This is a genomic window from Clostridium sp. AF27-5AA, from assembly GCF_003478415.1.
Lineage (GTDB): Bacteria > Bacillota > Clostridia > Lachnospirales > Lachnospiraceae > Otoolea > Otoolea fessa.
In genome coordinates, this window is sequence record NZ_QUFH01000016.1 from 16,250 (window position 1) to 36,544 (window position 20,295).

Annotated in this window: 18 protein-coding genes; 4 read left to right on the top strand and 14 right to left on the bottom strand. The window is 46.6% G+C overall.

Annotated elements, in window-relative coordinates; genetic code table 11:
* Positions 1–50: 50 nt before the first annotated feature.
* From DWY89_RS13190 to htpG, 3 genes are all read right to left on the bottom strand, one after another.
* A complete protein-coding gene (locus DWY89_RS13190; RefSeq protein WP_243022835.1) occupies positions 51–1,256 on the bottom strand; it encodes a transposase in 1,206 nt (401 codons plus the stop codon).
* Positions 1,257–1,361: 105 nt separating this feature from the next.
* Complete coding sequence (tnpA, locus tag DWY89_RS13195) at positions 1,362–1,778, bottom strand: IS200/IS605 family transposase (protein WP_118524753.1); 417 nt, start codon at positions 1,776–1,778, stop codon at positions 1,362–1,364.
* 331 nt (positions 1,779–2,109) lie between these two features.
* Positions 2,110–4,113 carry a molecular chaperone HtpG gene (gene htpG / locus DWY89_RS13200; protein WP_118492490.1) on the bottom strand — a complete coding sequence of 668 codons (2,004 nt, stop codon included), beginning with the start codon at positions 4,111–4,113 and terminating at the stop codon, positions 2,110–2,112.
* A 356-nt stretch (positions 4,114–4,469) separates the two neighbouring features.
* Between htpG and DWY89_RS13205 the strand changes: the two genes are divergently transcribed.
* Positions 4,470–4,964, top strand: a complete 495-nt coding sequence (locus tag DWY89_RS13205) for a DUF5721 family protein (RefSeq protein ID WP_118524098.1) — start codon at positions 4,470–4,472, stop codon at positions 4,962–4,964.
* 42 nt (positions 4,965–5,006) lie between these two features.
* Here the strand turns inward: DWY89_RS13205 and DWY89_RS13210 are convergent, their stop codons facing one another.
* Entirely contained in the window at positions 5,007–5,873 is an 867-nt protein-coding gene (locus DWY89_RS13210) for a MurR/RpiR family transcriptional regulator (protein WP_107001331.1), read from the bottom strand.
* 255 nt (positions 5,874–6,128) lie between these two features.
* Between DWY89_RS13210 and DWY89_RS13215 the strand changes: the two genes are divergently transcribed.
* The 3 genes from DWY89_RS13215 to DWY89_RS13225 all read left to right on the top strand — a co-directional run bounded on the left by DWY89_RS13215 (position 6,129) and on the right by DWY89_RS13225 (position 9,636).
* The gene (locus DWY89_RS13215; protein WP_243022836.1) at positions 6,129–6,971 is read left to right on the top strand and encodes a carbon-nitrogen hydrolase family protein; all 843 of its coding nucleotides are present in this window, start codon (positions 6,129–6,131) and stop codon (positions 6,969–6,971) included.
* Positions 6,972–8,540 (top strand): BCCT family transporter, encoded by a 1,569-nt coding sequence (locus tag DWY89_RS13220; protein ID WP_118468524.1) that lies wholly within the window; start codon positions 6,972–6,974, stop codon positions 8,538–8,540.
* Positions 8,541–8,688: 148 nt separating this feature from the next.
* Complete coding sequence (locus DWY89_RS13225) at positions 8,689–9,636, top strand: DMT family transporter (RefSeq protein ID WP_118524097.1); 948 nt, start codon at positions 8,689–8,691, stop codon at positions 9,634–9,636.
* An 85-nt stretch (positions 9,637–9,721) separates the two neighbouring features.
* On the opposite strand, the gene DWY89_RS13230 is transcribed toward DWY89_RS13225, so the two are convergent.
* The 10 genes from DWY89_RS13230 to DWY89_RS13275 all read right to left on the bottom strand — a co-directional run bounded on the left by DWY89_RS13230 (position 9,722) and on the right by DWY89_RS13275 (position 20,269).
* The gene (locus tag DWY89_RS13230; protein ID WP_118524096.1) at positions 9,722–11,104 is read right to left on the bottom strand and encodes a sodium/glutamate symporter; all 1,383 of its coding nucleotides are present in this window, start codon (positions 11,102–11,104) and stop codon (positions 9,722–9,724) included.
* Between the two features lie 146 nt (positions 11,105–11,250).
* On the bottom strand, positions 11,251–12,108 hold the full coding sequence (locus DWY89_RS13235) for a DUF6282 family protein (protein ID WP_118524095.1): 858 nt from the start codon (positions 12,106–12,108) through the stop codon (positions 11,251–11,253).
* A gap of 3 nt (positions 12,109–12,111) precedes the next feature.
* A complete protein-coding gene (locus DWY89_RS13240) occupies positions 12,112–13,077 on the bottom strand; it encodes an alpha/beta hydrolase (RefSeq protein WP_107001326.1) in 966 nt (321 codons plus the stop codon).
* A 259-nt stretch (positions 13,078–13,336) separates the two neighbouring features.
* Positions 13,337–14,509, bottom strand: coding sequence for a M14 family zinc carboxypeptidase (locus DWY89_RS13245; protein WP_118524094.1), 1,173 nt, complete (start codon positions 14,507–14,509; stop codon positions 13,337–13,339).
* A gap of 347 nt (positions 14,510–14,856) precedes the next feature.
* Positions 14,857–15,993: a sodium ion-translocating decarboxylase subunit beta gene (locus DWY89_RS13250; protein WP_107001324.1), complete on the bottom strand. Its 1,137-nt coding sequence runs from the start codon at positions 15,991–15,993 to the stop codon at positions 14,857–14,859.
* Between the two features lie 435 nt (positions 15,994–16,428).
* On the bottom strand, positions 16,429–16,818 hold the full coding sequence (locus DWY89_RS13255) for an Asp23/Gls24 family envelope stress response protein (RefSeq protein ID WP_107001323.1): 390 nt from the start codon (positions 16,816–16,818) through the stop codon (positions 16,429–16,431).
* A 166-nt stretch (positions 16,819–16,984) separates the two neighbouring features.
* Positions 16,985–17,710 carry a SpoIIIAH-like family protein gene (locus DWY89_RS13260; RefSeq protein WP_107001501.1) on the bottom strand — a complete coding sequence of 242 codons (726 nt, stop codon included), beginning with the start codon at positions 17,708–17,710 and terminating at the stop codon, positions 16,985–16,987.
* A 20-nt stretch (positions 17,711–17,730) separates the two neighbouring features.
* Positions 17,731–18,411, bottom strand: a complete 681-nt coding sequence (locus DWY89_RS13265) for a stage III sporulation protein AG (RefSeq protein WP_118524093.1) — start codon at positions 18,409–18,411, stop codon at positions 17,731–17,733.
* Positions 18,386–19,057, bottom strand: coding sequence for a stage III sporulation protein AF (locus tag DWY89_RS13270; RefSeq protein ID WP_118482587.1), 672 nt, complete (start codon positions 19,055–19,057; stop codon positions 18,386–18,388). Before DWY89_RS13270 ends, DWY89_RS13265 begins: the two co-directional genes overlap by 26 nt.
* 3 nt (positions 19,058–19,060) lie before the next feature.
* Positions 19,061–20,269 (bottom strand): stage III sporulation protein AE, encoded by a 1,209-nt coding sequence (locus tag DWY89_RS13275; RefSeq protein ID WP_118524754.1) that lies wholly within the window; start codon positions 20,267–20,269, stop codon positions 19,061–19,063.
* Positions 20,270–20,295: the final 26 nt, after the last annotated feature.

Here is a 20,295-nt window from a genome sequence, read left to right on the forward strand (position 1 = left end):
CCGCCTTTTTTCAGGGTGCGTCCATGACACCACTACCGCTTACCTTTCGGCTATACAGCTACTTTTATTATTTCTGGATTCTTTAGTCCGGTTACGGACAGTTCTTTCTGTTTTCCGGATACGGAAAGATGTTTACGCAGGATATTAAATGCTCCTACTGCATCCGCATTATATCTTACTCCATCCGTTATATACATGCCCCGCTCTTTTCTGTTTGATGCTTCTGCATATCTTTTTGATATTTCTGGTGAAAACGGGCTGCACTGGCTGGTATAGCTTTCTTCCTGTTTTGTCAGTGATATTCCATACAGTTTTAGTTTATATTCCAACATGATATAAAGTTTATTATACGGCAGTCCGTGAAACTTCTGGTTTGTCTTGTGCCCTATATCTTTTCCTTTACGGATGTTTCGGATATCTCCTATGATTACACAGTTTATTTCTTCTTTTCTACAGTATTCTGCAAGCCATCTGGTCACCTTATGAAGGTAATCCTTTACTGCGTTCTGTTTTTCCCGATAAAGCCTCTTGATGTGTTTCGATGATCGGGGATATTTTATGCCGTTTTCCACCTGCTGTGCATACCATATTGATTGAACCCTGCTGATTTCTTTGTGAAAGTATCTTTCCAGCGAAAGATATTTTCTTCCTAGAATAAAACTCCTTCCATTTCCGGAATCATAACAGGTCATCAGATTATGAATTCCAAGATCAATTGATAAATAATGGCCATTCAGGGAAAGCGGTTCTGGCTCTTTGACCTCATAGATAACGATAAGGTCACATTTTCCATCTTCCGGTGGATAGATCTGCAGCTGCTTTATGTGATCCATGTTCCTGAAAATCTTATTTTCAAGATATAGAAATTTTTCATGAATCCCGTAAGTTTCTTCCATATAGCTTTTCAGATCCTTTGACAGAGACAGCCGTAATTGGTCGGAACCCTTCTCGTGCCGGATTCCCATCTGCATGTAAGTGATCGGTATATTGTCCTGTTTAAATCGCGGAGGATTTGGCGCTTTGATCCCGCCGGTCTTTTTAAGGGCATAAAATGATTTCCAGGCTTTATCCAGCTGCTTGCAGGTCTCCTGCGCTGTCTGGGACGGAAGCTGTCTATACCACAGATCTCCTTTATGCGCTTTCTTCTGATAATACCAGTCAGGATACTTCTCCAGCCCCAATTCTTTATATCGACGGCGTTCATAGTTGCAGACATTCCAGAGCTTGGAAGCAGCGTAACACATATGCCCTATCATATTAGAATATTCCGGCCGGATATTGACCGATGTTCTGTGCGACAACAGCATTCCCCTTCCCCCTTCAGACAGCCATGCATATGAATGTTTACAATTCACATTGAATTAATACGACTTGCTCTGATGTTCAATATAACGACGAATATTTTCCTCAGATACGGATCCGATCGTTTCCACATAATAGGAATGGTTCCACAGTTCTCCCTTCCACAACTGGTTTCTTATTTCCGGAAAACGTTCGAATAATTTCCTGCCTGTGATCCCCTTCAGATACTTGATAATGGCTGTTATTGACAGCTTTGGTGGAGCTGATACAAAACAGTGAACATGATCAACTTCACCACATTCAAATAAATGAACGGTAAAACCTTTATCGTCAGCTATCTGCTGCACGAGTTCCTGTAGGTATTTCTCAACTTCTGGGGTTAATATCTTCCGTCTGTATTTCACCGACCAAACCATATGGTAGTTAATATTACACACGCAAGTTCTATAATGTATTAGATTTTCTTTCATACATATAGTATATCATATTGAAATGTAATGCGCAACCATTATTCGAACGTATTTTCGCTTTTATTGTATGCCGGTTACGGCATTACTATCAAAGGATGAGAATTATTATACTATTTGCATTGTGCAAATATGCACACTCCTGCGCTTTCATCTCGGTAATTGAATTGCCGAGGATTCCCGCTTATTATCCTAAATTCGTGAAATAGTGAATCCCATTTGCTCTCTTACGACAGGTAATAAAAGAGCTGCCACATTTACGTGCAGCAGCTCCATCATTATATCATATATGATATTTTAACATATTTTCCTATATAAAACAGTCCTAAACCAGACGCCCTTAGTTCAGCATCATACCCATAATCTCATTCGACCGTGCGATAAACTTCGTCATGCGCTCCGGTGTCAGGGAACCGTGGCTAAGCTGTGCCAGGTCGTAGAGCTGTTCGCAGATCTTCGGCGTATTCTCGCCATCCGTGTGCTCTAAGACGTACTGAACGAGCTTGTTGTTCGCGTTGAGTACCAACACCTGACCGCTGCCGCCGAACATCGACGCGTCCATGCCCATGTTGTACATCTTCATCATATCCTGCATACGGCGTGTTTCCTCTGACAGGGTGATCATCGAAGAAATCTCAGCATCCTTCAGCTTCTCAACCTTTACCTGCAGCTTATCATCGCCCAGTGCTTTCTTGAAGGTCTCTGTCAGCGTCTCTTCCTGTTTCTTGAGCGCTTCCTTGTCCTCTTCCTTCACTTCCTCGCGCAGCGTGTCATTGACATCGGCATCAATACGCAGGAATTTCAGGTTCTCATGCTTCTGTTCTTCCTGGCTGATGAATGGATTATCAATGCTGTGAGACATGATGATCGCATCCTGTCCGTTTGCCTTGAACATGTTGATGTACTGGCTCTGCTCTTTCTCATTTGTTACATAGTAGATCTGGTTCTCATGGCCTTCCTCTTTCGCCTTATCCATGCAGTCTTTCAGCGTCAGATATTTTCCGTCCAGATTCTTGTAAATGATGTAGTCATCCATCTTCTCAGCAAATTTCTGATCCTTTAAGCAGCCAAATTTGATAAATGGAGCGATATCGTCCCAATATTTCTCATAGGTCTCCCGGTCAGTCTTGCACATACCGGTCAGCTTGTCCGCTACCTTCTTGGTGATGTAATCGGAAATCTTCTTTACAAATCCATCATTCTGCAGCGCACTTCTCGATACATTTAACGGCAGATCCGGGCAGTCGATCACGCCCTTTAAGAGCATCAGGAACTCCGGAATAACTTCCTTGATATTATCCGCGATAAATACCTGGTTGTTGTACAGCTTGATGGTGCCCTCAATGCTCTCGTACTCCATGTTGATCTTCGGGAAGTACAGAATACCTTTCAGGTTGAACGGATAATCCATGTTCAGATGAATCCAGAACAGCGGTTCCTTGTAATCCATAAATACCTTGCGGTAAAATTCTTTGTATTCTTCCTCGGTACACTCGTTCGGATGCTTGTTCCACAGCGGGTGAATGTCATTCAGTGCCACCGGACGTTTCAGGATCTTATATTTCTCGGTTCTCGGAGATACCTCCACGGTCTCTTTCGTGCCGTCCTCTTTCTCCTTTTCCTCGGTCTTTGCTTCCTCGACCACCGTCTCAACGATGGTGTCCTTGTCGGTCAGCTGATCCTTCTCGATCGTCTCATACTCCGGCTCTGCCGTTGCATTTTTCAGGTAAATCTCAACCGGCATGAAAGAGCAGTACTTCTGGATGACTTCACGTGCGCGATACTCATTGCAGAACTCAGTGCTGTCTTCATTTAAATAAAGGACAATCTTGGTACCATTGCCTTCCTTATCGCCCTTATCCATCGCAAACTCAGTGCCGCCCTCAGACTCCCAGTGAACCGGCTCTGCGTCTTTCTTATAAGAAAGAGTATCGATCGTAACCTTGTCCGCTACCATGAATGCAGAATAGAAACCCAAACCGAAATGACCGATGATCTGGTCTTCGTTTGCTTTGTCCTTATATTTTGCCAGGAAATCCTGTGCACCGGAAAATGCGATCTGGTTAATGTACTCTTCCACTTCCTCGGCAGTCATACCGATACCATTATCCTCGACGGTGATCGTCTTGTCCTCAGAATTAACGGTAACCTGAATCTTATACTCCGTCTCCCCCGGCTCCTCATACTCGCCCATCAGCGCCAGCTTTTTCAGCTTCGTGATCGCGTCGCATCCGTTGGAAATCAGCTCACGATAGAAAATATCATGATCGGAATAAAGCCATTTCTTAATAATCGGGAAAATATTCTCGCTGTTGATTGATAAACTTCCTGTTTTTGCTGCCATATCTATACACTCCTTTTGATTGCAAAATACAGTGGATATCCGCTCCCGGAAATGGAGTCTGGCAGTTTCACTCTGCCGCGTCCAATCCTGCTATCCAGCTACATAAATATACGCTTGTAAAATTCTTTTTTTGTGATTTTCCATCACCGTGACTCTTATTTTAATACCAGCGTTCCAAGATGTCAATAGAAAATTAGCACTCATTTTTGTTGAGTGCTAATAAAATTTTAAAATTCTCCGTCTTGCCAATAAGAAGTCACTTGCGTCCCCCTCCCGCCTGCGATAAAATAGAATCTACGTTATTGTTTCTACATTACACAGAAAATAACGAATTTACCATCTCAGCGAGGACACATATGATTGCCTGCAATATCTGTGATATAAAATTATTTACCAAGAAACTGTTCATCGGAGAGACATTTGACCGCTTTCTGCTCAAGGAAGCGGAGATCGTGACGTTCAACACCTTCTCCATCGACGGACGCGTCCATAAAAGCTTTTATTCCGAAGAAGAGCGTGCCGAGGGGAAGATTGAAGAATATTCAACCTGGAAAACTCTGCGCCCGTTCTGTTTTTCCCTCATAAAAGGGAAAAAGCTTCCGGAGCGCTTCTCCATCATTTTGAAGCTTCCGAAAGCTGCCACCGAACAGTTTCTGACCGCCCGCAAAAGCCAATGGCTCCCGGAGCAGGTCGGCGGACTGTTCTTAAATATTCATTATGAAAACCAGCATTTAAGCTGTGTCACCGGGCTGTCGCTCAACCAATTTACGTTAGACAAGACGCTGGAACGCGAGTGGGACGAGTCGATCCGGACATTTTTGCGAAAAGAAGAGCTGCCGTTTGAGGAATAACGGCAGCCCTGTTTTATCGGGTTTTCAGTTGCACATCTTCGATTAATTCTCCCAGAGAATCAGTCCATTGTCATTCAATGCCTGTTCGATCTTTTCAATATTCTTCGTGGATTCCGGTGCGGTCCGTCTTCCCAGTTCACTCATGAGCGCCTCCGTTACCAGCATCAAAGCAGTATCACCGCTCGGATGGTTCACAGAATTCGTATCAATCACTACATCTGCGATCTTTACCAATGGATTTAAGCTTGTATTTGTGATCAGTATCATCGGGATTCCCAGGTTATGTGCTAACTCTGCCACACGAATCGTCTTTTTCGTACACGGCCAGACCGAATACACTAAAAGCACATCCTTCGGCGTCGTATTGATTGCAATCCGGTCATAGACAAACTCTTCCTCCCGGCTGAGCTGGCGGATATGCGGATAAAAGCGCTCTGCCACATATTCAAAATACAGCGCCAGCGCCTTGCTGGAACGCATTCCCAATATATAGAGCTGATCTGATTCCAGCATCAGCTGGATTGCCGCCTCAAACTGGGAAATGTTTGACGGCGTACAGAGATTTTCAAGCACCTGGATTCCGTCCGCGATCGCCATATGGAACGTATCCCGGCTCGCCGTCTCCGAGGTACGGGAAAATTCCTGCCGCAGGCTGCGGTACGGCGTTGTATTTTTCAAAAGCGATTCCTGTGCCAATGCTTTCTTAAATGTAGTGTAGCTGTCAAAGCCCAGAAGCTGTACCAGACGCATGACCGTCGTGCTTCCCACACCCGCATTTTCCGCCAGCTCCGCCACCGTCATCACGCCGATCTTTTCATAATTCAGCGCCAGATAATTGCAGAGAATTCTCTGTTTTTTCGGTACGGCATCCTTGATTTTTATGATCTGTTCCAATACTTCATTGCCCATCGTTTATCCTCATTCATTCCAAGATTCTCACTCGATTTTCGTTTGGTTTTATTATATACTTTCCTTACAAATTCGTCAATTTGACATTTGTTTTTCGTCAAAGCAGACAAATTTCGGAGGATTTCTTTGTAAAAAAGGTAAATTTTATTCTTTATTATTGTATTTTGGTTGATTTATTCCTTTACAAATTCTATAATCATATCATAAATGTCGTTTATGGAATAAATATTCTATTTTTAGGAAGGGGATACTCAAATGCAACAAACTCGATCACCTTACCAAATCGCCATGATCCAGATGGACTGCGATTTGTTCCATGTTTCTAATAATCTTGACAAAGCAGAGAAACAGATCCGGGAAGCAGCCGCTCACGGGGCAAAATTGATTTGTCTGCCAGAGGTATTTAATGTCGGCTATCTCGGCACCTGCATCCCAGATATGATGAAGCTCGCCGAAATCGAAGATGGACCTTCCCTGACACGGATGCGTCGTCTGGCAAAGGAACTTTCAGTCTTTATTCTGGCTCCGATCCTTTTTTCCACCCCATCTGGAGTCGAAAACTCTGCTTTTTTGATCGATGATACCGGCACGATTCTCGGGCATTATTCAAAAACGCATCCCGTCGGAGACGAACGAACTTATCTGCAGCGCGGCACCCAGTACCCGGTCTTTGAGACAAAGCTCGGAAAGATCGGCGTCGTCATCTGCTACGACGTATGCTTTCCAGAAACCGTCCGCCTGCTGACACTGGCCGGTGCCGAACTGGTTTTAGTCCCGGCCGCATGGCGCGCCAGCTACTATTTCAAAGAATGGTGGGATTTAAACCTTGCGTGCCGTGCCCTGGACAATCTTGTATACATAGCCGCAGTCAACCGCTGTGGATTGTCCGGCGATGAGATCTTCGCAGGAAAAAGCCAGCTGGTAAGTCCTATTGGAGAACGGATTGACAGCTGCGGTGTTCAGGAAGAAGCCATTTTATATGGAAGCGTTGATTTAAACCGGATTGCAAAAGAACGTGATTTCAATACCGTTCTGACCGACCGCCACCCGGAGGACTATCGTCCTATCTGGGATACACCCTACAAGGAGGAATCATAAATGACTGATAAAAATGCTAAAAATGAAAACTCAAAAATTCGCATCATGACCTTTTTCCCGCCATTTATTATTCTGGTCGCGTTCCTTGTTTTAAGCCTTGTCGATCAGGAAACTTTTCTGGGAGTCATCAATAATATCAACAACTGGATCATCAAAAATCTCGGCTGGGCTGCCAGCATTCTCGCCCTTGCAATCGTAATCGTCGCCGTTGTTGCCATGTTTTCCAAATTTGGCGATGTACGAATCGGCGGTGAGGACGCCAAACCAGAACTAAGCAATTTTTCCTGGTTTACTATCGCCCTCACAACAACCATGGCAGCCGGTGTCCTCTTCTGGGGACCGGGGGAGCCGATCGCGCATTACGCGTACCCGCCGACCGAATTATACGGCGTTGAACCTTCTACCAGCGGTTCTCTGAAATTTGCCATGGAAACCATGTTCCTTCACTGGACGATCGTTCCATATTGTATGTATACGGTTCCGGCGGTTGTATTTGCTTTCATGTATTACAACGCGAAAAAGCCGTATTCCATCGCCAGTGAAGTTTCCCCTCTTCTGGGTGACCGCTGCTACCATCCTCGCTGGATGCAGACCATCGACGCAATCACCTTATTTGCCATCGGTGCCGGTATGGCTGGTTCTGTTGCACAGGCATTCATGAATATTTCCGGTGGTATCTCTAAAATGCTTGGACTTCCATCTAATGCCCGCCTCTGGTTTATGGTCGGTATTGTCGTTGCCGCTGTCACGGTTGCTACGGCTGTTTCCGGTATCCAGAAAGCTATGAAGCATGTTTCCAATATCAACGTATACGGCTTTGCTATTTTCCTGATTTTCCTGCTGGTATTTTCAAATGCCTCCTTCCTGTTCAACCTCTCTACCGAGGCATTGGGCGGTTTCGCAGGTACCTTTATTGAACGTATCCTGATTACTGGTGAATCCGTTGGAACCCAGTGGCCGCAGTGGTGGACCACCTTCTACTGGTTCAGCTGGATGGCATGGGCACCTACCTCTGGCGCTTTCATGGGACAGATCGCTTATGGACGCAAGGTAAAACACGTGCTTGGATTATATGTAGGTCTTTGTGCTTCTGTCAGTGCCCTGTGGATGGTTTTAGTCAGCGGTACCTCTCTGTGGGTTCAGACTTCTGGACTGTTCGACCTCGTTGCATCTTATGACCGCGGCGTTGAGAATGTTCCTTATGATATGTTAGGAGCTCTTCCGCTTGGAAATCTGATCATCCCATTATTCGTTGTTCTGATCTTCCTCAGCACCATTACCGCCTGCAACTCCAACTGTATCGCTATGGCAGGCATCTCCACTCAGGGTATCAACCCGGATTCCCCGGACTCCCCGATGTGGTTAAAGCTTGTGTGGTGTGTCGTTCCGATGGCAGTCGGCTACATCATGATCGCAACCGTTGGTGTCAATGGTGTCAAGATCATCGCAAACTTCGGCGGAATGTTCGCCGCCCTCATCATGATCGGCGCCACCGCCAGTCTGGGAATTCTGATTAAAAATTATAAAAAATTTGATAAAACAGGATCTGGCAGTTCCGATAAGGTATAGCTTTTCAAATTAAAAGCGTTCGCACAAAATATAAAAACATATAAAAATTAAAGAAACCTCTGCAATTCTTCCTTGATTACAGAGGTTTCTTTGACATATATTTCCTATATTGAACCATTTATCATATAATCATGTTGAAAGGAACGTCATGAAATTTGCACAAACTAATCCAATCCTAGGAGCTATCCTATACAACTTCTTATTTGGCATTTCTTATTTACCGCTAAAAATCTTAACTGCACGCCTAAATGGAGATACCGCACTACTAATTGCACTTCGTTTTGCAATCTGTCTTGTGCTACTTTACGCCTTAAAACATACCGAACGAATTCATCTACGTTCTCTTCGTGATATGGGCATATGTATTCTTCCTATCTGTATTTTCCAGTTGCTTAATGGCTTTTTTGAAACCACCGGCATGTGCTTCTATCCTTCTGGGAAAGCAAGTGTGATTCTGGCATTAATCCCGCTAATCACCACCTTGCTTGCCATTCCGTTTTTTTACGAAAAGCCCTCTGCAGGACAATTTTTCTTTATTCTTCTTAGCTTTTTAGGTATTTTCATTGTTGCCGGAAATTCTGAGGATAAGGCTGCAACCGTATGGGGCTTTTTCCTGTTGTTAATGGCTGCCTTTATGTCCTCTTCCTTAAATCTATGTATCCGGAAGCTCGGAAAACATCTGACACCTCTGGACATTACCTATGCTATGAGCTTCGCTATGTTCGCCGTTTATGGAAGCATTTCTCTGATAACGCACCTTGTTTCCAACGATCCCATCGAGTTATTTCGTCCGCTCGCGGATCCTGTTATCGTTGGCTGTCTTCTTGCCTTATCCATCGGGTCCTCACTTTATGCTTCAGCACTGCGGAACATAGTTTTTACCCATATGTCCATGGCTACTGCATCCAGCTTCAGCGGCATCTCCACTGTTACAGCTGTATTTACAGGCGTTATTATTCTTAGCGAGCCTTTCGGTTTCCATGAATTTTTCGGTATTGCTCTCGTCCTTCTGGGAATCTGGGGAGTCAATGCACTTCACCATAAAAATGGGAGATTTTCTTTCTCTCATCATTCTCCTCTATTTCACCTACATTAGTCCGAGGCGAACTTTCTATTCAATAAAAAATGTGTGGCTGTTCATTTTCATGTCCAACCACACATTTTTCAGAATATACAAAGACTTATTTACTTATGACCTCTGCTTCACCTTCCCGAAGCTCATTCATCTTCTCATTATGTACACCAAAGCATTTTGCACATATCAGGAAGAGCACCACAGCAATTCCCGTTTCAATCACACCAACTGCAATACATCCCATGGAAACCGTCAAAATTGGCGTAAATGCGATGATAAAGACCTCAATCACGGACTGCAGCGTATACGAATATCCATAGTCATTCAATGTGCCGCTCTTTCCTTCCGGATCTACAATTCGAAGAAGCGTAACACCGATTGCCACCACTCCTGTTGTCCATCCAAATACAAAAATTGATCGTTCAAACCAGAAATTGCGGAACAGCTTCTGTCCAACTACAAATACTAAAAACAGGGATGTCAGCATTCCTAATACACATAAAACTAAAATCGGACCTGCAAATTCAAGTACAATGGAAATCGAAATAGATGCCACACCAAAGCCAACCAGATAATCGGTTACCATCGAACCAATCCGTCCTTCCACATGCTCATCAATACTGTCTTTAAAACGAGTATGCCCTATAATCGTGTTAATAATGACACCAAATATCATTGCCAGGCACATAACCGGTAATTCTACATTCGGTAAGAACTGTTTATAAAAATCGTAGAACTTATAACCACACAGTGTTGCAGTCAGCGTGAGTGCAAGATGAAATGCCAACGGATCCATACTCATTGGATTGATGGTTTCTTCTCCCATCGAATTTCTCTTACCTACTGGAACGATTCCTGTGCGGCACTCTTCCGGAAGAGATTCCGCTTTTTCTACCAGACGTGTTCCTCCATGTCTGGTTGCATAGTTAATACAGGCAATTCCTACAAACAAACCAACTAACAGGCCCACGGTTGCAAACGTCTGCCCCAGTACAACGCCATCTTCACGTCCCAGTGAATTGTTAAGTGCCGTTCCAATCGTTGAAGCATAGCCATGTCCACCGCAAAATCCAGATGGCATCAGCAGGGCAATTTCTGTAAATACATTTGGAAACAAAATTTTCATCAGTGCACCGCCTACCAGCAGTGCAATACCAAAACAGAAAAATTCAGCTCCCATATTGACACAAAAGGAATCGCCCACCTTTGTCAGAATCTGTTTTACATTGGTTTTATCTTTTTTCCCCAGGAACAAACCGCCAAATAATACACATACCAGCATATAAGCATAACTTCCTATTTTACCGCTCCACGGAATCACGTTTAAAAACTGCGGTCCCAGGACAAGTCCCATCAGACCTGCCAGAACAGACGCTGGAATATAAAACATCTGCAAAAATTTTATACGGGAACGCAGGCACTGGGCTATAATCAGCAACAGCGACATAAATGCAAAATCATATAGAAACGACATATTGGTATATTCCATAGATATCCTCCTTCCAGTACACTATATTATCCCTTACCTTCTTAAAAGTACTTCTCGAAAAAAATAAAAAGGTCAAGAATTCTTATAAGTAAACTTATAATTGATTTTTGACCTTTTTATTTTTTCATATTCAATTATCAAATTTACTATAACTCTCCCAGCACCTTCCGGGGCACCGTATGCGTCATCACATAAATCTCATCTTCCGTGATTCCCTCATCCAGCAATGTCTGCATAAACAACTTCATCGCTTCCACCGGGTGTTCTCTTGAAGTCTGCCCCCGATCCGTTACCATAAAACAGTGTTCTGCTCCGACTACCCGGATATGGTCTGCCATCTCCTGCGCCGTGCATTCCTTTTCTGCCACATTATACCAGCATTTTTCAATATAAACGCCCAGAGCTGCCAGCTGTTTCTGCGTTTTTACATCGACACGCGTCCGCGGAAATTCTGGATGTGTCAGAACCATACGGTTTCCCTGCCGGATTCCCTCCTGACACAAGAGAATACTTTCCTCCGGGCTGATGTGCCCGGTCGCGACTGCCGCATCATACTTTCTGGCAATCCTCAAAATCTTCAAAACCTCCGCCCTCAGCTCCCCTGTTTCGGTCAGGATAGAGATTCCAGAGCGGTCAAAGAAATCTCCCGGCATATTCCCGGAACACAAAGAGTTCTTTGCGTCCCGGGTCGGCATCCACACGATACGGCATCCGCGCTTCATCGCATTTTCAACCGCATATGGATTGAGTCCTCCGACTGGCCAGTTTAACACCAGACCGCCATAGGCTTTCGTACACGAAGCACAGTGGATATTAGCCAGAATTGCCCGCGCAATCGTGGACTCATAGTGAGATTTCAGCATAATTCCTGCCATTCCGGCTCTCCCGGCTTCTTCTAACAGCCCGTAATCATCCAAAACTCGATGAAAGGGGGACGGGGCTGCGTGCATATGGAGGTCATACGCTCCCTGCATTAAATATGCAATCTCTTTTTCTCTGTCCATAGATTATTTCTGTAAACCAAACTGGAATGCTTTCAGATTCTCCTTGTAGAATGCTGCCAGCGCGTCAGCCAGTGCCTGGAACTTCGGATCGTCGTCGAACATCCACTCATTGTGCTTGCCATCTACATAGTATAACTGCTTCGGCTCCTGTGCCAGACGGTATGCTTCTTCCGCCTCTACACGCTGATGCAGCTCGTTATAATAGCCATGACCTACAAAGACAGCACGCGGTGCGATTCTCGGAAGCAGGTCTTCTACGTTGAAACGGATGAAGCTCTCGCCGATTGCGGTGCTCATCGGGGTCGGGAACTCCTCGCCATTATCCTTGTTGACAGAATCGCCGATACCGCCGTTGATCTCTTTTAATACATGGTCTGTATAGAAATCGCCGCTCTCTGTGATGTTCGGATAATCGGTGTACGGATGCATCAGAACCGGATCGTTGGTTGTAATTCTCTTGATACGGTCTTCTCTGAGGCGTGCAACGCTCTTTCCAAACTTATCATTTCCCATGCCGTCACGCATCCAGCGCTCGCCATTTACAAAGCTGTTCAGGGTTGCAATCGCTTTTACTTCCTTGTCACGCGCTGCAACGGTTACGCATACAGCACCGCCGACACCCCATCCAAGAAGTCCGCAGCGTTCCGGATCTACTTCCGGCTGAATCTGCATAAAGGTAAATGCGTTTGCCACGTCTTCAACCTCTGTCTCAAGGGTTGTGTACTTCGGCAGGCATGGATGAACATTCTCACTCGGCTTAAATCCTCTGTAATCGAAGCCCATGCATACAAATCCTCTTGCTGTTAAAGCTCTTGCAAACAGTGCCGGATAGCACTTATTAACGCCGGTCCATCCAGAGTTACACAGAACTGCTGGTCTCTTCTCGCCCTCTTTGTAATCATCCGGGAGATAAATATCTCCTACCATCTTTGCGCCTTCGCTGTAGAATACAACTTCTCTTGTTTTCATGTTGAAATCCTCCATTTCATTTAATTTGTTCTTTTTTGTCGGTTATGGAATTTTTGTTCCTTTTGTGATTTTATATTAGATCATGTTGCAGAATTTGTCAACCATATTTTTGAAAAAAGAATGTATTTTCCATTTTGTATAGTTTTAGCTTCCTGTTTTTGTTGATCCGTTCCAAATCTTGAAACAAAAAAGGATGTGCGACCACTTCCAACTCCAGTCGCACATCCTTTTTCTATCTAATCTTCATTTTATTCCATCATCAATGTGTCGCCACATAATATCCCAGCGTTGCCGGGACTGCCTTATTCTGGTTCCAGATCGCCGGATATTCCGAGAAAGATACCGGGCAGGTGGAACGTCCTACCTCGATCGTGATACCAGGGATGCCTACTGCCTGCTGCAGCCAGTCCTTCAAGCCGCCGACGCCCTTGCTTCCAAGAACGGAATAACCATTCAAGGCATGAACAGCGTTTGCCAGCGCCTTGGACTCTGCCGCTTTCTGGTTGTTCTGCGTATCCCAGTAAATCACATTTCCCATCGCATGATAGTTGATAACCGCATTGAATCCCGTTCCCTGAATCAAGTTCGCGATTGCCTGGCTCTCCGGCTCTGACAGTGGGTTGGTTCCCTTATAACCATTTGCAGACGGATGGGTTAAAGACACATTGATTCCCTCCCAGTTTGCTGCAAAGTTATAGTTCAGATCGACACCGCGTGCATTCGCCTTCCAGCGTCTCATATACTCTTCATAGCTGACCGTTGTCCGGCTGGATGCCTTGTCCGCCGCGTACGCCGCCTGCATCGTCTGGCGCAGTTCCTCCGACTGGATACCATTCTCGCCCATCTGGCTGATCGTGACTCCATCCGGATTCAGCATCGGCACAAAATGAAATGCCACCTGTCCCAATATGTTAGAAAGCGGTTGCGTCATATAGGTACCATTATTCGTAAATCCAGCTGCCAGATACTCGAGCTGCTGCATCATCAGCGGTACAACGATATACTCTCTGGCATGAATCGCCCCCTGGAACAGAATCTTCTTGGATGCGTTCGGATTGCCGACAATCACATCGTAGATATCACGTCCGTCCGCCGATTTTCCGATCGATTTCACTGTCACCGTTCCCGGATAACGGCTTGCCAGCGCCGAAATATCGTTTACCATCTGGCTATAGGAATACTTGTCCACCGGATTGACAACCGGATTGGATAACGTCTGATTATAATAGGAATTATCCGCCTGCTGTCCCGCATTCGCGTTCGTGGTTCCCGGACCGCCCGGTCCGATCACTGGTGCTGCCGCTGCCGGATCATCCGCCGGTCCTGCATACGCTGTAACTGCCGATAAGCTGCTGCACACAACTGACAGGGATAAACAAGTTGCCAAAGCGCCTTTTCGCAGCAGGCGCTGAATTTTATTTCGTTGACTCATTCTCATGTCTCCTTCTGGCCCTTTCAAACTCTTACAAACAATGTTTCTATTATAGATTTACCTCTGTCGAATGTCAACGAACTGCATAAAACTGAAAGAAAAAAGAAAGATACTTTTTCCAATTTATATTTTACTTTAACTTACCTAAAATCAGCACCACTGCCGTAATAATCAGGACAACGACGAAAATTCCCGCCATTCCTTTTCCCATAATTGCCAGCGAAATCAAAAAATTATTCCACATCCGATATTTTCCTCCATCTCAATCAGTGCACTGGCTGTCTCTTGATTTTTCATCATTCAAGTGCAGCCTTCCTTTTCCATTTTATCTGCCCGACAGACCTATATTACAAATACTGGCTTACCAGCTTAATAACCAGTCCGCCCGCGATGACCGAGGCGATCTGCCCCGATACATTGGCGCCGACCGCATGCATCAGGATAATATTTCCCTTTTCCTCCTCCATCGCCAGCTTCTGCACCACGCGTGAGGACATCGGGAATGCGGAAATGCCCGCCGCACCGATCATCGGATTGATTTTCGTCTTCAAAAACAGGTTCATAAATTTAGCAAACAGCACACCGCCGATCGTATCAAAGATAAATGCAATCAGACCGATTCCCATAATCAGAAGTGTGTCAACCCGCACAAACGCATCCGCACGCATACTGAACGAAATCGTGATGCCAAGCAGCAGGGTAATCAGGTTTGCCAGCTCGTTCTGTGCCGTCTGGGAAAGTGCCGGAAGCACGCCGCACTCGCGGATCAGGTTTCCAAACATCAGAAATCCGACCAGCGCCACCGATGCCGGAGAAATCAGTCCGACAATGATAGTAACTACAATCGGAAATGCGATCTTGGTCGTTTTGGACACATTTTTCGGACTGTAGGTCATGTGAATCCGGCGTTCTTTTTTCGTCGTCACCAGACGGATCGCAAATGGCTGGATGATTGGCACCAGCGCCATGTAGGAGTACGCCGCCACCGCGATCGCGCCCACATAGTTGGAATGCATGATCTGGGAAACCAGAATGGAAGTCGGTCCATCCGCCGCACCGATGATTCCAATCGATGCCGCATCCCTGAGTTCAAATCCCATCAGCGATGCCGCACAGATCGCAAAGAAAATGCCAAACTGCGCCGCCGCACCAAATAAAAACATGATCGGCTGTGACAGAAGCGGTCCAAAGTCAATCATTGCCCCGATTCCGATAAAGAGCAGAATCGGAAGCGCCTCCGACGCGCTGATCGTCGTCTCAAACAGCCACTGTATAATACCCTGTGTCTCCCCGATGCCCTCCGTCACCTGGTTAATGACGCCGGATAATGGCAGGTTTACCATGATCGCGCCGAATCCCATCGGCAGAAGCAGCGCCGGTTCGTATTCCTTTTTGACCGCCAGCCAGATCAAAAGCCCGCCGATCAGATACATCACAACCTGCTGCGGCGTGATCGCCATGACGCCTTCCCATAAAAATTCCATGTTGTTCCTCCTGTTAATTTTGTTTTCCTTCATAAATATCCTGTTTCCTGGAGCCCCTTGCCAGGATACACCTGCTCTGGCAGCTGTCTTTCTTCGCGCTAGGTATACATCCATGTGAGCGTTTTTGTTTCATAGGACGCTTTTTCCTAATAAAACAAAAAAGACTTTCAGCATACGTTTCATCCACATATGCTAAAAGTCTTGTTCCTCACATTTGAATCATACGGCACACGCTTTTTGTTACAAAAACACACTGCCATCTGACTTACACAAGGCATGTAACCATGAGGTTTACTATCCTCAGGGTCTGTTGGTTACATGGTTATAACTACTCCCTTTTAACGCGATCATCATATCATACGGTTTTTTCCCCGTCAAGGTCAAACTGAGTATTTTGTGTTAAGAAAATGAAAAGCTACGAAAACACGAAACCTGCTATGCTTCCGCCGGCATATTGACACCCGCGATCTTAATATTAACTTCCAGAACCATCAGACCGGTCATATTTTCAATCGCTGTCTTTACTTTGTCCTGCACCTTTTCACTGACTGCCGGGATGCTGTAGCCATATTTCATATTTAAGGACAGATCCACAATCACGTGATCCTCGGTTACGGTCACTTTCACGCCCTTGCTCAAATTTTTCATGCCGAGCTTTCCGACCAGTTCATTTGTGATATTGCCAGCCATCGAATCGACACCGTCTACCTCGGTCGCTGCCAGACCTGCGATGATCGCCACTACCTCATCGGCAATTTTCACTTCTCCAATGCGGTCCTTTTCATATACGATATGTGTGCTTCTATCTTCTGCTTCTCTCGCCATTCCAAATCCCTCCTGACCACTTCCATGTACGCCCGGAATCTTCTCTTCCCACAAAAAACAGATGCTCGAATACTTCCAGAAATACATTTCAATTAAGTGTTTTTATTATACCAAAAATACAGGAGTTTGCAAAGGCATTTCCAGTTCGAATCTTATCCGAATCCCTTCAATCTCCCAGGTTTAAAAGGGAAATCACGATATTTTCCGCCGATATCTCGGTTTTCCGTTTTACAATATCCTCGATCTGCGCGCGCTGCGGATCTGTGATGGATGGCGCGTTGACAACGACATCCACTTTTCCATCCGTGATGCTGACAACCGGATCGGCAAATCCTTTCGCCATCAGAAGCGTTTCCGCTGCATTTTCCTTCTCCGCTATCGCATTGAGTGCCAGCATATCCTGAACGGCTGCCTCTTTTGCCGACGCATCCAGATTTTCATTGTTAATCAGGGCATTCAGCGCTTCGCGGTTCTTGGCGCGGATCTGTTCACGGCTGAGCTGTACATTGGCTATGTACTCTGCCACGCCGGTTCCGCCTGTCAAAACCGCCTCGCCCGGGTTATCGACTGCCGGATTGTCCGCAGATGCCTCCTCTCCGTCCGCCGCCCCCTGCGCTGTGCCCTCCTCACTGCCTGCTGCCAGCGGATCGCCCTCTCCCGGATCGTCAAGACTTGCAATCTCCTCATATTCACCGTCCGCCACGCTTCCGGACACCGCCTGATTTTCCGAATATATATCGCTATCTGAAATCTTGGTCGCCCCCGCTTCATATGTATCCGCCCCCGGCAGATCGGATTTTCCCGCATAGTTGAGATACCCCGCCGCCGCAATCATGATCGCCAGCGTCGTGATGATGATTTGATTTCTCCTGAAAACGCGTTTCATCTTCATTCTCATATTTGCATACTCCTTTATTCCACCCGCTTTAATACTTTTATTTTATGTGCCGGCAGTCCGAATAATGCCTGCATCGCTTCCGAAATTTCCTTCTGTACCGACGCATTTCCTCCTCCCTGTGCGCTGATCACGATACCGGAAATCTCCGGTGCCAGCTCTTTTTCAACTACCGGTTCCCCGCTGCCTGAACTTCCCGTCAGCACGGTGCTCTCCCGCAGCGATTCATCCGCCTGCTGCCGCGTACCACCCGAAGAATCCGTCTCCGAGGTGGACGCCCGGCTTCTCTCCTTATCCACCCGCAGCACCTTTTCCGAAGAAGAAAACAGAGTCAGCATCACATCCACCTCACCCACGCCGTCCACCTTCTTTAAAACGTCCCGGATCCGCTGCTCCAGGCGAAGCTCGTAGAGGCGGTTCGTGTCCTGCTTGGATGCAGTGCCTGGCAGACCTGTTTCGACATCCGAACCACTCTCTTCTGAACTTCCATTTTTGTCCTGCCCTGCTCTATGCCCAGAGTTTGTTTCTGTTTCACTCTCCGCCCATCTTTCCCCTGACTGCCAGACTCCCGTCTCACTCGTCTTCTTCCCAAACGGCGCATATAAGATCAGAATTGCCAGCCCAAGCACCAGCAAAATCAGCCATTTTTCATTTCGTTTGACCCATTCCTTGTCAAGGTTCCATCCTGACTTCCACATGATCCGCCTCCACCTGATAAAACGATGCCAGCCGCTGCTGAAGCTCCCAAATCTTTTCCCCATTCATCCATGAAACTGCCTGCGCGGCGGCGGGTTCTCCCTGCTTCTGCTCCTGTTTAAGTGAAATTTCAATCGGGGGAATTTTTTCTATTTCAATCATCGAACTCTGATTCTCCTCCAGTTCCGCCGCTTCCATCCCCGCTTCCATCCCCGCCTCACTTCCCGCCACATACACCGTCACACTCCGCACCGAGGCAAATTGCTCCGACTCCGGATCTTTTTCCAGCTCTACATCCGCCTTTTCCACGGAAAATCCCGCTTCCGCTGCCACCCGCACCGCCTCCTTGGATGCTTCCGCCTCATACTGGCTCAAAACCATATTTCTGCGCCGCACCTCTATCTCATCCATCTCACGTTTCAGCTCGCCCGCTTCATTTTCAAACGAAAGAGATGTAAACAGATAATTCAGCCGCTCCTCCAGCCGCAGCCCGTCCGTCAGCGGCTTAAGCACAATCAGAAGCAAGATACAGCCCGCAAACAGGCGAATATATTTTTCATACTTATGTGCGGGCAAAAGCCCGGTCAGAACGGTCAGAAACACAAGATAACTGACGATATTCCCCGCCCAGTGAGTAATTACTTCCATCTTCTACCCCGCAAAATAAGCCGCGTTCGTGCTCGCACACACCACCGCGATCGAAAGTGCAAATAACACCAACGCCGAACCAGCTGCTGCCAGCAAAAAATAAAATCCTTTCGCCACTGCGCCGACTGCCTCCACCACCCGACTGTCACTGACCGGCTGCAAAAGCGCCGCGCTTCCCTGGCACCCCAGATAGAGGATTAAAAGTTTCAAAAGCGGCAGAAGCGACACCGCCGCCAACACAAGTACTCCCCCGATGCCCACCGTATTCCGGATCAGGACGCTGCTTCCAAGAAGTACCTGCGACACTGCCGCCGCGCCCTGTCCGATTCCCGGTATCAGGCTGACCGCCCGCCGCAGCGCCGTCTGGCGCATCGAATCTGTATACGGCGCAATCATTCCCTGCAGCACATGAAAGCCCAGCACCACTCCCAAAAGCGCCTTGCTGCCCCAGCGCATCCCCTGTTCCAGCAATTCCAACGCTTTTGAAAACAAATCCTTCGAGCTTAAATGTCCCGCCAGCGACAGCAGGACATACAACTGGGTGCATGGCAGAAACAACTGTAAAAACACCCATTCCGCCACATTGACAGAAGCAAGTGTCCACGCATATCCGGCTGCTGCCGAGGTACTTCCCCCGGAAAAGGAAACAGCCAGAAAAAAAGCAGGAACCAGCACCCGGACAAATTCAAAGAGCTGCTCCAACAGTGTCCGCGTGATCCGCACCCCATTCAAAAAACTGGCGGCAAGCAGTGTAAAAATCAGAAGATACGTGACATAAAAGCCCATCTCCGATACCTGACTGTCGGCAAAGAGACTCGAAAAGCTGGCGAACACCGCCCCTAAAATTCCCAGAAGGATGACCTGCCCCATCCATCTGCCATTTTCTGAAATTTCCCGAAATAGGGCTGTCCGGCAAAAATCCATCAGCATCCGAACCACTCTCTGATAATTGCCAGAGAGAAGCATCGAAAGGATTTCCCGGAATGAAAGCCCCGGGACTGCCGAACCTCCCGCTTCCCTTAAAAATGCTTCGATTCTGCTTAAATCCAGTGAGTTCAGAAGAGAATCCATGTTCTCTCCAGAAACACTGAAATCCGAATCTTCAGATATCTTTTCACCATTTGCCGCCGACACCGTTAAATGATTTCCTGCCATCAAATATACACTCAAGAATATAACGCTCACTGCCCGCACAACCATCTTTGTTCCCACCGTCACCTGCTCTCACCATCTCTCCG